This window comes from Nocardia yamanashiensis (genome assembly GCF_021183565.1).
In the GTDB taxonomy this organism is placed as follows: domain Bacteria; phylum Actinomycetota; class Actinomycetes; order Mycobacteriales; family Mycobacteriaceae; genus Nocardia; species Nocardia yamanashiensis.
Genome location: NZ_CP089226.1, coordinates 2,708,524 through 2,722,388, shown reverse-complemented (window position 1 = coordinate 2,722,388; position 13,865 = coordinate 2,708,524). Strand labels below are relative to the sequence as shown.

At 66.3% G+C, this 13,865-nt stretch carries 14 protein-coding genes and 1 pseudogene; 7 read left to right on the top strand and 8 right to left on the bottom strand.

Annotated elements, in window-relative coordinates; all coding sequences use genetic code 11:
* Position 1: 1 nt before the first annotated feature.
* Complete coding sequence (locus tag LTV02_RS13235) at positions 2–574, bottom strand: TetR/AcrR family transcriptional regulator (protein ID WP_233040295.1); 573 nt, start codon at positions 572–574, stop codon at positions 2–4.
* Positions 575–679: 105 nt separating this feature from the next.
* Here LTV02_RS13235 and LTV02_RS13230 point away from each other — a divergent pair, with 105 nt between their 5' ends.
* A complete protein-coding gene (locus tag LTV02_RS13230) occupies positions 680–1,588 on the top strand; it encodes an alpha/beta hydrolase family protein (protein ID WP_233040294.1) in 909 nt (302 codons plus the stop codon).
* A gap of 121 nt (positions 1,589–1,709) precedes the next feature.
* On the opposite strand, the gene LTV02_RS13225 is transcribed toward LTV02_RS13230, so the two are convergent.
* Entirely contained in the window at positions 1,710–2,297 is a 588-nt protein-coding gene (locus LTV02_RS13225; RefSeq protein ID WP_233040293.1) for a TetR/AcrR family transcriptional regulator, read from the bottom strand.
* 71 nt (positions 2,298–2,368) lie between these two features.
* On the opposite strand from LTV02_RS13225, the gene LTV02_RS13220 reads away from it, so the two are divergent.
* The gene (locus tag LTV02_RS13220; protein ID WP_233040292.1) at positions 2,369–3,253 is read left to right on the top strand and encodes an SDR family oxidoreductase; all 885 of its coding nucleotides are present in this window, start codon (positions 2,369–2,371) and stop codon (positions 3,251–3,253) included.
* A 111-nt stretch (positions 3,254–3,364) separates the two neighbouring features.
* Here LTV02_RS13220 and LTV02_RS39615 read toward each other — a convergent pair whose 3' ends face one another.
* A complete protein-coding gene (locus LTV02_RS39615) occupies positions 3,365–4,261 on the bottom strand; it encodes an MFS transporter (protein WP_408639399.1) in 897 nt (298 codons plus the stop codon).
* Between the two features lie 170 nt (positions 4,262–4,431).
* Positions 4,432–4,890 (bottom strand): annotated as a pseudogene (locus LTV02_RS39610) (MFS transporter); the annotation flags it as partial.
* A gap of 757 nt (positions 4,891–5,647) precedes the next feature.
* Here LTV02_RS39610 and LTV02_RS13205 point away from each other — a divergent pair.
* A complete protein-coding gene (locus LTV02_RS13205; RefSeq protein ID WP_233040291.1) occupies positions 5,648–5,998 on the top strand; it encodes a putative quinol monooxygenase in 351 nt (116 codons plus the stop codon).
* A gap of 35 nt (positions 5,999–6,033) precedes the next feature.
* On the opposite strand, the gene LTV02_RS13200 is transcribed toward LTV02_RS13205, so the two are convergent.
* A complete protein-coding gene (locus tag LTV02_RS13200) occupies positions 6,034–6,492 on the bottom strand; it encodes a hypothetical protein (RefSeq protein WP_233040290.1) in 459 nt (152 codons plus the stop codon).
* Between the two features lie 71 nt (positions 6,493–6,563).
* Between LTV02_RS13200 and LTV02_RS13195 the strand changes: the two genes are divergently transcribed.
* A complete protein-coding gene (locus tag LTV02_RS13195; RefSeq protein WP_233040289.1) occupies positions 6,564–7,502 on the top strand; it encodes an enoyl-CoA hydratase-related protein in 939 nt (312 codons plus the stop codon).
* 182 nt (positions 7,503–7,684) lie between these two features.
* Here LTV02_RS13195 and LTV02_RS13190 read toward each other — a convergent pair whose 3' ends face one another.
* Together LTV02_RS13190 and LTV02_RS13185 are read right to left on the bottom strand one after the other, a co-directional pair.
* The gene (locus LTV02_RS13190; protein WP_233040288.1) at positions 7,685–8,074 is read right to left on the bottom strand and encodes a hypothetical protein; all 390 of its coding nucleotides are present in this window, start codon (positions 8,072–8,074) and stop codon (positions 7,685–7,687) included.
* A gap of 201 nt (positions 8,075–8,275) precedes the next feature.
* Complete coding sequence (locus LTV02_RS13185) at positions 8,276–9,115, bottom strand: zinc-binding dehydrogenase (RefSeq protein ID WP_233040287.1); 840 nt, start codon at positions 9,113–9,115, stop codon at positions 8,276–8,278.
* A gap of 220 nt (positions 9,116–9,335) precedes the next feature.
* Between LTV02_RS13185 and LTV02_RS13180 the strand changes: the two genes are divergently transcribed.
* Positions 9,336–9,968, top strand: a complete 633-nt coding sequence (locus tag LTV02_RS13180) for a TetR/AcrR family transcriptional regulator (protein WP_233040286.1) — start codon at positions 9,336–9,338, stop codon at positions 9,966–9,968.
* Between the two features lie 35 nt (positions 9,969–10,003).
* Here LTV02_RS13180 and LTV02_RS13175 read toward each other — a convergent pair whose 3' ends face one another.
* A complete protein-coding gene (locus LTV02_RS13175; protein WP_233040285.1) occupies positions 10,004–11,923 on the bottom strand; it encodes a hypothetical protein in 1,920 nt (639 codons plus the stop codon).
* A gap of 198 nt (positions 11,924–12,121) precedes the next feature.
* On the opposite strand from LTV02_RS13175, the gene LTV02_RS13170 reads away from it, so the two are divergent.
* Together LTV02_RS13170 and LTV02_RS13165 are read left to right on the top strand one after the other, a co-directional pair.
* Positions 12,122–12,895 carry a hypothetical protein gene (locus LTV02_RS13170; RefSeq protein ID WP_233040284.1) on the top strand — a complete coding sequence of 258 codons (774 nt, stop codon included), beginning with the start codon at positions 12,122–12,124 and terminating at the stop codon, positions 12,893–12,895.
* Between the two features lie 213 nt (positions 12,896–13,108).
* Positions 13,109–13,711: an HAD family hydrolase gene (locus LTV02_RS13165; RefSeq protein ID WP_233040283.1), complete on the top strand. Its 603-nt coding sequence runs from the start codon at positions 13,109–13,111 to the stop codon at positions 13,709–13,711.
* Positions 13,712–13,865: the final 154 nt, after the last annotated feature.

The following is a 13,865-nucleotide window of genomic DNA, read 5'->3' as shown; positions in this document are numbered from 1 at the left end:
TCTATTTCTGGCAGCCGTCGAGCAGTAGACGCAGGGTGAGGCGGGGGTCGTAGTTCGGGTCGGTCAGCTCGGCGCCGGCACAGATATCGCCGATGGCGCGCATCAGTTGGTAGGCGCTGAAATCGGTGGTGACCTCGCCCGCGTTGCGGGCCGCGGTGAGGAGGTTTTCGAAGACGGGAACCAGGCGGTCCAGGAACAGGGCATGCAGGGCGGTGATGCCGTCGGGGTCGCTGCGCATCGCGGCGGCGAGGCCGTGTTTGGTCGTGAGGAAGTCGGTGAAGAGTTCGACCCATTGGCGGAGCGCGGTGAAGGGGGAGGGCGCGGTCGCGAGCAGGGTGGGGCCGGCCTCGGCGCAGGCGTCGATCTGATGGCGGTAGACGGCGGCGACAAGGTCTGCGCGCGTGGGGAAGTGGCGGTAGATGGTGCCCATGCCGACTCCGGCCTCGGCGGCGATGCGGCGCACCGGCGCGTCCACGCCATCGGTGACGAAGACTGCGGCCGCGGCGTCCAGCAGGGATTTTTCGTTGCGCCGGGCATCTGCGCGCTTGGCCTGGGCCGGTGACGGCTCACTCACGCGGCACTCCTTTCCTTCGGCTGCACTTGTCAAGCGGAACAGCGCTCCGTATATTCGGAACAGTGCTCCGCTTGGGAGTCTATCGCCCTCGAAGGGATCTTCCGCATGTTCGCCCCCACACCGATCATCAGCCTCGAGCCCGTCACGCTGCCGGCGCCCGAGCGCGGCGTCGACCTTGAAGTTCGCGTGTCCGCGCCCGTCTCCGGATCCGGCCTGCCGGTCGTCGTCCTCGCGCACGGGTTCGGCAAGTCCATGTCCTCCTACGACCCGCTCGTCGACCATTGGGCCGCACACGAATTCGTCGTCGTCCAGCCCACATTCCTGGATTCGCGGACCCTCGGCGTCACTCCTGACGATCCGCGCTACCCGGATATCTGGCGTATCCGCGTCACCGACGTGGTGCGGGTGCTGGACGACCTCGAGCAGGTCCTCGCCGCGATTCCGGGCCTCAGTGAGCGTGTCGACCGCGAGCGGATCACCGTCGCGGGACACTCCTGGGGCGGGCAGACCGTCGGCATGCTGCTCGGTGCCCGCGTCCTCGGCGCGGACGGGCAGCCTGGTCCCGATCTGACCGACGCTCGTGTGAAAGCCGGTGTGCTGCTTGCGACTGCGGGCCTTGGTGGAGATGATCTGTCTCCGTTCGCCGTGGCGAACTTCCCCTTCATGAACCCGGACTTCAGCGGACTTGCCACACCAGTGCTGGTGGTCGCGGGCGATCACGATCAATCCCAGCTCTCGACCCGCGGACCCGACTGGTTCACCGATGTGTACACTCACAGCCCCGGCGCGAGCAGCCTGCTCACCGTCTTCGGAGGCGAACACCTGCTCGGCGGCATCCACGCCTACAACGCCGCCGACACCACCGACGAAAACCCCGAACGCGTCGCCCTGATCCGCGAGGCCGCCTGGGCCTATCTGCGCAGCGCCCTCGAAATCGACTCCGCCGCATGGGAAAAGCTACAGGCCGACCTGGCCGGCACCGCCGATCCGATCGGCCGGATCGACCACAAGTAGCACCTGTCGCCGCGACCTCGTTCGCCGTTGCCGAGCAGGCTATCGCGTCGACGTCTTCTGGATGCACGGCATCACCGCGATCCGCAGCTATCGAGCCGGTCGGCGCGTGGCATATGAAAGATCAACGCGCTGGATGGTTTTGGCGCCGCAATCCATCGAGCGTTAGTACGATCAACCGTTCCGCTTGGCCTTCTCCCGCGTGTTCGCGCGTCCACGCGGCCGCACTGATGAGGGTGAACACATCCTGGGCGCTGGCGTCCGGTGCGAGTGTGCCCGTTCCTTCCGCGCGCCTGAGGAGTTCGGCGCCGATATCGCTGATCCGCACGCAGGATTCGTGCATTTCGCTGGCATCGTCGCCGAGACTTTCGGCAAGCACCACCGCCAGCCCCTGATAGGTGGCGGCATGCCGGACCACCGCGCGCACCCACTCGCCGACGGTGTCGATGGTGACCACTTGCTCGATCAGCCGATCGCCGTGGTCGAACAGTTCCTGATTGCGTTCGGCCAGCAGCGCCGCGATGAGCGCGCGGCGAGTGGGGAAGTGGCCGTAGAGGGTGCCGATGCCGACTTCGGCGCGCCGGGCGACCTGATCGAGCGGCGCGTCCGAACCGGCCGCTCTGAACACTTCGTCGGCAGCGGCGAGCAGGCGCAGGCGATTGCGCAGGGCGTCCGCGCGCGGACGGCGCGGCTTCGAGCTGACCTCTTCCATCAGACCCCTTTAAGTCGAGAGTGCCTCGAGATATATTCCGAGGGTTCCTCGATTTTAGTTGGAGTTTCGTGATGATCCTGATTACAGGCGCCACCGGCTCGATCGGACGCCACGTGGTCCGCCGGCTGCGGCAGCGGGACATGCCCTGCCGAGCGCTGGTGCGCGCACCCGAACGCGCACGCGACCTCGACTGCGATCTGGTGGTCGGAGATTTCGACGACCCCGCCTCGATCGCCGCGGCACTGACCGGTGTCGACCAGGTCTTCCTGTGCTCGGCCGGCGCACAACCCACACCGGGACCCCAGCCGATGATCGCCCACCAAAGTGCCGTGATCGACGCGGCGGTCCACGCGGGCGTGCGCCGCATCGTGAAGATCTCGGTCATGGGCGCACGGGCGGGCGGCCCGCTGGCCGAAGGCGCGCACGCCGAGATCGAAGCCCGCCTCGAACGATCCGGACTGGACTGGGTGATTCTGCAACCGAGCGGATTCATGCAGAACTTCCTCACCGGCGCAGGCGCGTTCACCAGCGGCGACGACCTGCTCGGCGCATACGGCACCGGCCGCGTGTCCTACATCGATTGCGCCGATATCGCCGACTGCTCCGCGGCCGTCCTCGGCGACGATTCCCTGACCGCCCGGCGATTCGTCCTGACCGGCCCCGAAGCACTCACCCACGCCGAGATAGCCGCACTGCTCTCGCGCGCGGTAGGGCGCACGATCTCCTATATCGACCGGCCCGCAAAGGAATTCGCCGACAACCTGATCACCCAAGGGCTACCGGAACAGTTCGCCGCCGACGTGGCCGCATTGTTCGAAGGCGTCGCGAACGGCTCCGCCGCCGAGATCACCTCCACCGTCCGCGATCTCACCGCACGCCCCGCCAGCACCTTCGCCGAATTCCTGGCACGCGAACAGAATTCGCTACGGCAGTGGCCGCCTCGTCACTACGGGTGAACAGGGGAGCCGAAAGTGCCGCTCCCGCAGCCGCTGGCTCGCTGCATGTGATGGGCTCAACGGGTTATGCCGTGAATGACTCAGGAGGTCATCATGGGAGCTTTGAACAAACTATTGGCTGCGGTATTGGGCATTCTCGGAGCCGTGCTCGGCGCAGTGCTGGGAATCGTGGCGGGACTGGTCTGGCTGGTCGGAATCATCTTGTCCGTCACCATCATTCTCGCGCCTATCGGCATCCCGGTCGTGAAGCTCGGAAAGAGCCTCTTCACCACCGCGGGCAACCTGATGCACCTGTCGTAAGCCCTGCCGGGGCAGGTAGAACATCAACGCCCACATCACCGTCAGTACACCGCCGGCCGTCCACAGCACACCGATGAATCCGTCATGGTTCAGCACATGGTCGGACGAACCGCCGGTGACAGCGAAGTACACCGGTCCGGTCAGTGCGCCACCGAACGCGGCGCCGAGTTGGAACGCGGTATTGAACAGGCCCGAGGCCGAACCGGCGCTCTCGTGCGGAACCTTCGCCATAGCCAGATCGGCGATCGGTCCGCCGACCATACCGAGCCCGAATCCGAGCAGCACGACCGGCGCGGTCATCGCCGACAGGGTCAAATCACCGTGCCGGCCGCTGATCTGGAGTCCGTAGACCGTGATCGCGGCCAGCGCGATCATGACGCCGGTCTGCGGCAGGCGGCGGGCAAAACGTCCGGCGGTCTTCGCCGCGAGCGTCGCAGCGGCCAATTCCCCGAGCGCGAGCAGCACGAACGCCGAGCCGGACATGGCCGGGCTCATATCCAAGCCCCACTGCAGGTACAGGGCCCAGGTCATGAAATACAGCCCGCACAGCAGTCCGAGCATCAACTGGGCGGACAGGCCACCACGGAAGTGCTTGTCCCGGAACAACGACAGATCCACCAGCGGTGCCCTGTCCGTGCCGTGCCGTGCCGCAGATAGCGCACGAAGACCCCGAGTATGAGCAGGCCGACGGCGAGCATGAACCAGCACCACAGCGGCCAGCCATGGGTTCGTCCCTCGGTGAGCGGGAACAGGATCAGCACCATCGCTGTCGCGGACAGGCCCACCCCGACCAGGTCGAGGCGATGGGCCTCGGTCGTGGTGGTTTCGGCGACGAACTTGCGCCCCAGCAGGATCACCACGATTCCCACGGGCACGTTGATCAGGAAGATCGGCCGCCAAGACAATCCGAACAGATTCGCTTGGGTGAGAAATCCGCCCAGCACAGGTCCCGCGACACTGCCCAACGACAGCACCGCGCCGTAAAGACCGAAAGCCCGGCTGCGGCTGGCACCGGCGAAGGTCGTGTGCAGAGTGGCCAAGACCTGCGGAATCATCACCGCCGCGGCAGCGCCCTGGAGTGCGCGCGCAGCGATCAGCATCCCAGGGCCGGCCGCCAGCCCACACAGCAGAGAGGCGAGGGTGAACCCAAAGGCACCTAGTAAGAACATCTTTCGCCGACCATGGATATCACCGAGCCTGCCGGCGGTGATCAACGCGAGCGCGAAGGTCAGCGCATAGCCCGCGGTCACCCACTGCACAGCCGCCGGTCCGGCACCCAGGGACTGCTGCAGGGTCGGGATGGCGGTGACGACGACAGAGTCATCGACGATGTTCATGAGTTCGCCGGTCAGCAGGACCACCAGGGCGATCCTGGCGGCCGCCGTCAGCTTCGACGGCCCGCTCGAGGGCGCAGAGGTAGACGGCTCGGGGATGTCCTGGGGCTCGTTGTCGAGCGCGGGGGAAGGCACGGTGGGCTCCTGTTCGGAAATCGAGAGAGCTCGCCGTCAACCGCGCCGGGGCTGGAAGACACGAAACCCGGGGCAGACGGGAGCTGCACCCGGGAGTACTGCAGGGGAGGTGACGCAACTCAGGCCAGCACGACGTCCGCCCCGAACATGTCCGCACGATCGGGACATGGGGGAACACGGACGGCTACATGGCCTGGGATATAAGTCACCACCTCGATTCCACTACAGAAAAAAACTGAAGTCGCACATCGTGTGCTCGCCTCCAGATCCTACCGGCAGTTCCTGCGGGCACTTGGAACACAGGATTTACAGGGGGCAATGCCGGACTTTGGCCACGATGTGTCCGCCACGGGCACGTTCTGAACACCATCAGTTCCGCTGTTCGCCACAAGGGGGTGTCGCATGTCACGCGGTCGCAGGGGTCGGTGCTCGGCGACCGGGTATGCAGGCAATGGGTGCATAGCTCGGTCCTCGAGGGATCGGACCGGGGTGCCCGGATAAGGCAGTTCTCGTCAACGGCGACGAGTGACCTCGATGGTGGTGGTGCGTCTCAATGGCGAGGCGCACCACCCCCATCGGGGGCGGGCCTTACTATCCACGGTCTCTGGACTTCGGCGAGCCCGGCGTGGCCACCATCTCCGAGTACCGTGGCGGAATCTGTTGGGAGGAGTGGTGGTTCATGCCGATCCAGCACATCGTCACCATTCAGGTTGCGCCGGGGCGGGCGGGCGAATTCGCCGAAGCATTCGAGGCTTTGAAGGCCGTCGTGGAGCGCGAGGATGGTTGCGAGCAGTACGACCTGTTGCAAAGCATGAGCAGCCCGGACACTTTGGTGATTCTGGAGCGCTGGACCGGTCAGGACCTGCTCGACAAGCACATGCGGGCCGAGGGCGCCGAACACCAGTCGCTGATCGACGCGCTCATCGCGCTGTGGGCGCCCGGCACGACGCCCTCGGTGTTGCGTTTCGGCAGTTGACCCGACGCGATCGCGTTGAGGTCTGCCATTCTGGGCTACCGCTTGTGGATTCGGGGCGGTTCGAGAGGGAACGGAATTTCGGGTGCTCGTCCGCGGGTTCTGGTGGACCGGTCGACACCACGACGGAGTGAACTGCGTTTGCCCGCCAGTCGAAAGCACTCCCAGAACTGTCCGAGAACTTCGAGCATGTCGGCGTGCGAGAGTGTGAGGGGCGGGTAGTCGATGTAATGGTTCTCGAGCGTCACCCCGGCCGCGTCGATCACCGCGTACCAGGCGTTGCCCGATCGTTCATATGGTTCATCGTCATCGGAGACGATGTGCTGGGTGAGGCGTGACAGGCGGTCCACCAACTCCACGACCTCGCGACCATCGGCTTGCACGTCGCTGTACAGCCAACAGGCGGCAGCCCGTACGGCGCTCATCGGCTCGCCGGGGCGCTCACCGGCCAGTGAGAAACTGCCGTCTCGGATTTCGAAGAGCTGGTCATCTACCACCGCAAGACCTCCTCCGGCAGGTTATCCCTCGAGACGGTGGATTTGGCCCAGACGCCGCGTTCACATACACGGTGACAGCTCGACCGGGCCGCTATAGGTTGAACGAAGACCATGAGGAAACATCTGTTTCCTTGCAGCGCTGCAGAGATGGGCCGTATCGACGCATGACGTACACGACGATTACCTATGCCGTGGCGGACGCCATCGCGACGATCACGCTCAACCGGCCCGAGGCGCGTAACGGGTTCACCGCCGAGATGGCCGATGAGCTGGGTGCTGCGTTCATCGCGGCGGACTCGGACGATGAAGTCCGGGTGGTGGTGCTGGCCGCGACCGGCAAATACTTCTGTGTCGGAATGGATTTGGCCGAGGGCGCGGACGAGGACATGGATGCCCCGGAGTGGGTCGAGTGGGCGACCCGGGTGGCTCGGCCGATGACTAATCTGAACAAACCGGTCATCGTCGCGTTGCAGGGACCGGCCGTCGGCGTCGGGATCACGATGACCTTGCCCGCCGATTTCCGGCTCGCCGCCGACGATGCACGATTCGGGTTCGTATTCGGCCGGCGCGGATTGGTCCCGGAAGCCGGATCGCTTTGGTATCTCCCGCAGTTGGTCGGGTTGGCCAAAGCGAAGGAATGGATGCTGACCGGACGTCTGGTCGATGCCGAGGAAGCGTTGGCCGCAGGACTGGTCACCAGTCTGCATCCCGCGGACGAACTCTCGGCCGCGGTCTATGCCCTGGCACGCGAGCTCGCCACCGAGATCGCGCCCGCATCCGCCGCGGTGATCCGGCGCGGCCTCACCGCCATGACAGCGTACGGCAGCCCGGCAGCCGCTTTCGCCTTCGACCGCAAGTCCATTCCGCACGCCTTACGGAGCACCGACCTCGTCGAAGGCATTAAAGCGTTCCTGACCAAGCGGCCCGCCGCGTTCACCGGCGTGGCCCGCACCGATGTTCCCGAGCTGTCGGACTGGCTGGATCCCCGCAATCAACTGCCGGGCCGCTGAGCCACCGCATGGCGGGGGAGGGACAGCTCGATTCGGCATGCCAAAAGCCGGTTGCGCGTTTGCCTGGGTCATCGAGCCCGATCGTCATGCGAGCCAGCGCGTTGACCGCCCGGCGTCGCGTCGTTGAGCCAGCCGGCGGTGGAGCGGTGTCGCCCGAGCCCGAGGATGTCGAACTCGTCGTACTAGAGAATTCCCCCTGTCACGCCCAGTCGCAACAGCGCCATGGAGATCGGCCCGCTGTAGGGATACCCCGTCTGGCTGAATACCACCCGCTGGTCTTGCCAGATCATCGCGGACTGCGACCCGAATCCGGCATGGACATCGTTGCCCGCGTACACGATAGGCCCCGCGCCCGACCACTGCTGAAACAGCGGGTGCAGCTCGCGTATCTGTACGACCGCGCGGCCACGATCGGGCAAAACCAGCTCTGCGGCAAGCTTCTTGACCACCGTGGCCACCAGCGGCACCAGGCCGAATCCTCGTTCGAGCGCGACGACAGGGAGCAAACGCTCTCGCGCCAGGTCGCTCAATACGTCGAATCTCGCTATCACCGCGTCGAGTTCGTGCGCCATGTGTCCTCATCGGGGTCGGTGAACAGACCAGCGCGATGATATCGATCCACGCCTGGTGGAAGCGACGCGACTGCTACTCGATCCAGCCACGTAGGTGAAACTGATCGGCATGGAAATCGGACAGACGCGACGGACGAAACCCCGGGCGGGCCAAAGGGATTCCTCTACAGCTATGTCCAGGACTGTCGTAGTATTCGCGTCTCACCGTAGCTCCAGGACCGCTTTGCCGTGCAATCGGCGGGCCAGCAATAGCTCGGCAGCTTCCGCTGCTCGGTCCCAATCACCGCGCCAGGAGATGCCGGCGTCCAGGGTCCCTGCGGTCACCTGTTCTGCCAGCCAGGTCAGATCCGGGCCCAGGTTCGGGGACGAGAGGAGGAAGAACGTCGTGATCGAGCGATCGTGACGGCCCTGATCGCCGAAAAATGCTCCGAACTCGAATCTTTCGTCCTGCCCGGCCGCGTGACCGACCGCAACCAGCGTGCCGCCTTCGCTCAACCGCTGGTAGGCGTCCACGAGCTGGTGGCCTCCGATCAGATCCACCACTCCGTCCACGGGATCGCGTAGTGCCGAGGGATCGGTCACGACCTCGTTGGCGCCCAGCGCTCGCAGTTGGTCGCCGTGACGGGCCGGATCCCCGGTCGCGGCCACGACGTGCGCGCCGCCCATGCGCGCGAGTTGCACCGCATACCGGCCGACACCGCCGGTCGCGCCGGTCACAAGTACTCGCCGGCCCAGGATCGGGCCGAGGCGGTGCAGTGCGCGCAGTGCCGTCGTGCCCGCGACGGGGATCGTGGCGAGTGTTCCCAGATCCGCACCGGCAGGGGCGATTCCGAGCAAGCCCGTATCAACCGCTCGCAACTGCGCCCACGCGCCGGCGGCGCCCAGAGTGATCACCGGGGTGCCGACCGCCGGACCGGAACCATCGGCCGCGGCCCGCTCCACGATCCCGGCCGCGTCCCAGCCCAGTACCGCGCCGTCGGCGGCGTCGGCGAGAACGAACCGGATCTCACCGTCATTGAGCGAGGTCGCTGTCACTCGCACCAGAGCCTGGTTCGGAGCTGGATCGGGATCCGGAACCTCTCCGATCCGCAGGCCCGATGGAACGGAACGATCGACAACCAATGCGCGCATGCGACAACGCCTTTCAATGGTGGATACCCCTCGGGGGCGGTCGCTGATGCCGACCGCGACGATAATGTGCCACTCAGTGGCAAACGCTGTGTATGGGCAAAAGCTGCTCATGGGCGCTAGGGTGATAGCTATGGCTGACGCGACCGACCAGCTGCCTCTGAGGGAGCGGAAGAAACAGCGCACTCGGCAGGCGCTCATCGACACCGCCCTGGATTTGTTCACCGACCGCGGGTTCGACAGCACCACCCTCGATGAGCTCTGCGACACCGTCGAGGTATCCAAGCGCACGTTCTTCCGCACCTTCACCAGCAAAGAAGACGTCGCCATGGCGCCCCTGCAAGACCTTTGGGCGGTCTTCCTCACCGAGCTGGCAGACCGGCCCACCGAACCCCGGCCGCTCCTGCTGACACTTCAGGACACCTTGCTGGCCGCAGTCGAGAAGATGCCTGCCGACGGCTGGGCCGACCGCGCCGCGCGCAGCCACCACCTCGCCCGCACCACCCCCGCCATGGGCGCACACAATCTGCACTTCTGCGACACGACCATCCAACGAGCCCTGACCATCCTGGCCGAACGGTTCGACCTCGACCCCACCACCGACCCACGCCCCCGCCTGACCCTGGACATCCTCCTCGCCGCGTTCCACCGCGCCCTCGACACCTGGAGTCACAGCCGGCCCCGAAACGCCGGCACCCTCACCTCCGGATTGCACGCCGTATTCGCGGTCGTGCCCGAAGCACTCACCATGACCCCACCCGGGTGATAGCAGGATGATCGCCGATGCGGCACGGTCGCTGGTCAGTGCAGCAGCGCTGACGCGGCGGTCCTGATTCGCTCGTCCTCGGTGAAGGTGCGCCATCCTCCGAAATAGGCGATGCGCCGCGGGTTTTCGACGATGGCCCGGGCCATCGATCGGGTGCGATCGTCGACCTCGCCGATGTCGGCCAGGTGACACAGGGCGGCAATGCGGGCGGGCAGGCAGTCGCCCTGTGCCAAGGGTTGTGACAGCTCGGTGAGAACGGCGGCGGGTACGGTCGGGTCGCCGGTGATCCGCCATAGAGCGTGGGCGGCCTCGACCCGCGTCCACATGTCAGCGGAGCTGGTCAAGGTGCGTAGGGTGTCGGCACACGAGGCAGCGTCAGAGCCGAGGTCGGCGACCAACGCGATGACATTGTGCCGGGGCTCAGGTCGCGACAGACGGTGGATCAACGAAGTACGGCCGAGTTCGGGATCGGCGCCGGTGCGCCACAGCGCCCACGTCACCGCCGGCAGATCCACGTCACGAGGCAAGGTACGCGCGGCGTCCGCGGCCGCCGGGCCGATGGCCCCCATCGCCATCGCGGCCACGGCGAGAAGCTTCCCGTCGGCTGCCGCGTCCACTACGGCGGGCAAAGCGGAGACAGCCGAGGGACCCCACGCCTGGACCACCCGGCACAGATTCGAGGCGAGGTCTCGCCGGGCAGCGAGCGGACCGAGCAGCACCTCGGCATGGTGGCGCAACGGGATCAGCACCTCGCAGATGGCCGGCTGGCCCATCCGGGGCATGTCCCGTCCGAAGTGAACAAGCCTGGTGTTGAACCCCAGCCGGTCGCCGGACAGCCGTTCCAGCAGGCCGGGCAGACAGCCCGGATGATTTTGCCGGGCCAGCGCCCACACCGCCGCGTCGCCGACGGTGCTCGGATCGGGAGAGCCCCGCAGCGCCGAATCGGTGGTGCGGGTGAGCAATTGGTCAACCTGTGCGGCGGCGTCCGGGCCCAGACACGCGAGCAGCGCCGCCGCACGGTAGCGGACCTCTGGCGCCTCATCGCCGAGACTCCTGGTCAGCAACGGCAGCAACTCGTCGGTGGTGGTGCGCCACTGCGAGAGCACCTGCTGGGTGTGCCCGAGGGCGGCCACTCGGCGTTGTGGGTTGTCGTCGCGGGCTGTCCCGACGGCGAAAACGGTGGCCGCGACCGGATCTGCGGCAAGCAGCGCGCCGGTGGAGTGCACGATCGTGGCGGGTGTGCCGCCGATCCACGCGGAGTCCGGCCACAACGCGGAGCCGGGGTCAAGCACCGCCTCCACCAATGTGCTGACCTGACGCGCCGCGACCGTCGGGTCGGACTCGGCCAACGCGTGCACAGCGGCAAGGCGCAATTGAAGATCGTCCTCGGCCAGCAGCGCGACCAGCTCGGCTCGCAGCGCCGCGTCCGAGGCCCACGTGCAGGCGGCGCCGAACGCCAGCACGAGATCGGCTCGGGTGGCCCGGTCGACCTCGACCGCCCAACGACGGCGCAGCGCCGCCACCGAGTCCGGGTGCCGGATGCCTTCCGCCACAAGCAAAGTCGCGTGGCGACGCACGAGTACGTCCGGATCGCCCAGCAGGGTGAGCAACTGTGGCCTGACGGCGTCCAGTGCGGGCAGCCACTCGCGGTCCACGAACTCGCCGGACACCGTGACAGCCTCACGAGCCAGCAGCCCGATCAACTCCACCACCTCGTGCCGATGGTGCACAGCACGATCGGAGGCGAGCTCGGCCAGCAGCGGAAGCGCGGCCGACGCTGCCGAGCAGACCCAGCCACCCTGGTGGTAGAGCTTGTTGGACACCTCGGCAAGCGCGCGCAGCGCCGTATCGGAGTCGGGGTCGGCGCACTGCCTCAGCAGGTCCGGGGTGTCCGAGGCGTCACCGTAATTGTGTTCCAGCTCAGACCAGACGAGATCGTTTGCGGTGTGGTCCATTCCAGGGATAGTAAAGTCCGCGCCCGCGGCCCCGCGTGGGTGTTCTGTTGCCCCCTGCGGACCCGATCGCAACACCGAACGTGATTGTCTGATCGCGACTCAAATTCGATTGTGCCGTTGAACCGCCCGTGTCAGGCTCGGCGCAGGGTGTCCGAGTGATCGAACAGGTCACCGGCGGTTCGAAGATCGGGGGAGGGCGTGAGCGCGACGGTGGAATTCGAGTGGTTGTCCCAACGTGTGATGCGCCCGAAGCGCGCCGACAAGCCGGTCGTTTTCACGCCCGATCCGCGCCGCAGATTCCGGACCACCGAACTGGTTGCCTGCCCGCGCTGCAACGGGAGGGGCACCGTCGGCGGCTACGACATGGACATGCGGTGGGAGGACGATGCCTGGACCTGCGGTGACTGCGGCACCATTGGTTCGATCGCCGCGCAGACCGCGATCACCGACCAGCTGCCGGTATCGGTGGCGACGGTGCTGGGCCAGGACCCGGAGGGAGTTGCCCGCGCCGAAGCGGCTGCGCGTCTCGCGGTCGAACATCTCGTCGGTTGGGGTGTACCGGGCACCGACCGCATCGTGTGGCGCGTCGGCGGGCCGTTGCCCGCGCCGATGCGCGCGACCATGCCCCATCCGCACGCTGAAGTGATACGGCAGCTGTTCTCCGATCAGCGCAACCTCGGTCGTGTGCGGGGCCCGAACGTCTTTCGCCCTGACCAGCACGACGCGTTCGTCAAACGTGCAGTGTGGCACCTGAATCTGGATACAGCCTGGCGTCGTGCGAGCGAACAAGACCTGACGGTGCCGTCGACAGTTGACCGTCCGCAGGTGGCCGGGCGATCTTTCGCTGAACTCGGGAACCCGTTCGCCGCCATCGTTGAGGTGTGGGCGGCAGGCTACGCGTTCGCCGACATCGTCGATGATGCGATCCACCTCATCGCCCCCGATGCCGTCCAACGGGCTCTTGCGGGTTGAGTCAGAGCCGAGTCGGCGGGCCTGACCGCCGTTGTCCCGCGAAGATATCGATCAGTTCGTGGGCAGGGTCGGGACTTCCTGGCTTATCGCTGTCGGATAGCTCACGGCCACAGCCGATTACGCACCCAGCCGCATAGACACCCACTCGGTCGGGACAGATTCGAGAGGTTGCCGCGTGGGTGCAGCCGACTGGTGCACCGGTAGACTTCGGCCATGGGGGTGCGGGCGGTCATTTTCGACATCGGTGGAGTCCTCGAGGTGAACTCGGAAATGACGTTCATCGCGGATTGGCTGGACCGATTGGGGTTGACGTTCGAGGACCTCGGACCGGAGCTGTTCGAGATCTGGGCCAAAGGTGAGCGCGGCACCGTCACTGAATCCCAAGTGCGGGAAGCGATCCGCAGCGGATTGTCGGTCGACGACCGAATCGCGGATGCGGTGATGACGGACATGTGGAAGCAGTACCTCGGTGTCGCGAACTTCGAGCTCATCGACTACCTGGCCGGATTGCGGCCTCGGTTCCGGACGGGGCTGTTGAGCAACAGTTTCGTCGGCGCGCGTGAACATGAGAGCGCCGCTTACGGTTTCGAGGACCTTGTCGATGACATCGTGTACTCCCACGAGGTCGGGATGGCCAAGCCGGATCCGCGGATCTATCTGCTCGCGTGCCGGCGACTCGGTGTCGACCCGGGCGAGACGGTATTCGTCGACGATTCCGAGATGGCGGTGACCGGCGCGGAATCGGTGGGTATCACCGCCATCCTGCACGAGAGCAATACGAGGACTATCGCGTTGCTCGACGCGGCCTTGTTGTAGAGCTCGAGCCGATGTCACTCTGCTCGACCGGGCGGCAGGTCGGACCTGAATCGCTGGTCGGTGGTACTCGGATACGGGCCGGAGGGCAATTGCCTGGTGGCGGGGCCGGACCGGCAGCGTTGACCTGAACAGGCATCGCGGGTGGCAGAAGATC

Coding starts and splice junctions, on each gene's coding strand:
- LTV02_RS13230 (WP_233040294.1), top strand. CDS start 680: ATGTTCGCCCCCACACCGATCATCAGCCTCGAGCCCGTCACGCTGCCG.
- LTV02_RS13225 (WP_233040293.1), bottom strand. CDS start 2,297: ATGGAAGAGGTCAGCTCGAAGCCGCGCCGTCCGCGCGCGGACGCCCTG.
- LTV02_RS13220 (WP_233040292.1), top strand. CDS start 2,369: ATGATCCTGATTACAGGCGCCACCGGCTCGATCGGACGCCACGTGGTC.
- LTV02_RS13190 (WP_233040288.1), bottom strand. CDS start 8,074: ATGGCGCACGAACTCGACGCGGTGATAGCGAGATTCGACGTATTGAGC.
- LTV02_RS13180 (WP_233040286.1), top strand. CDS start 9,336: ATGGCTGACGCGACCGACCAGCTGCCTCTGAGGGAGCGGAAGAAACAG.
- LTV02_RS13175 (WP_233040285.1), bottom strand. CDS start 11,923: ATGGACCACACCGCAAACGATCTCGTCTGGTCTGAGCTGGAACACAAT.
- LTV02_RS13165 (WP_233040283.1), top strand. CDS start 13,109: ATGGGGGTGCGGGCGGTCATTTTCGACATCGGTGGAGTCCTCGAGGTG.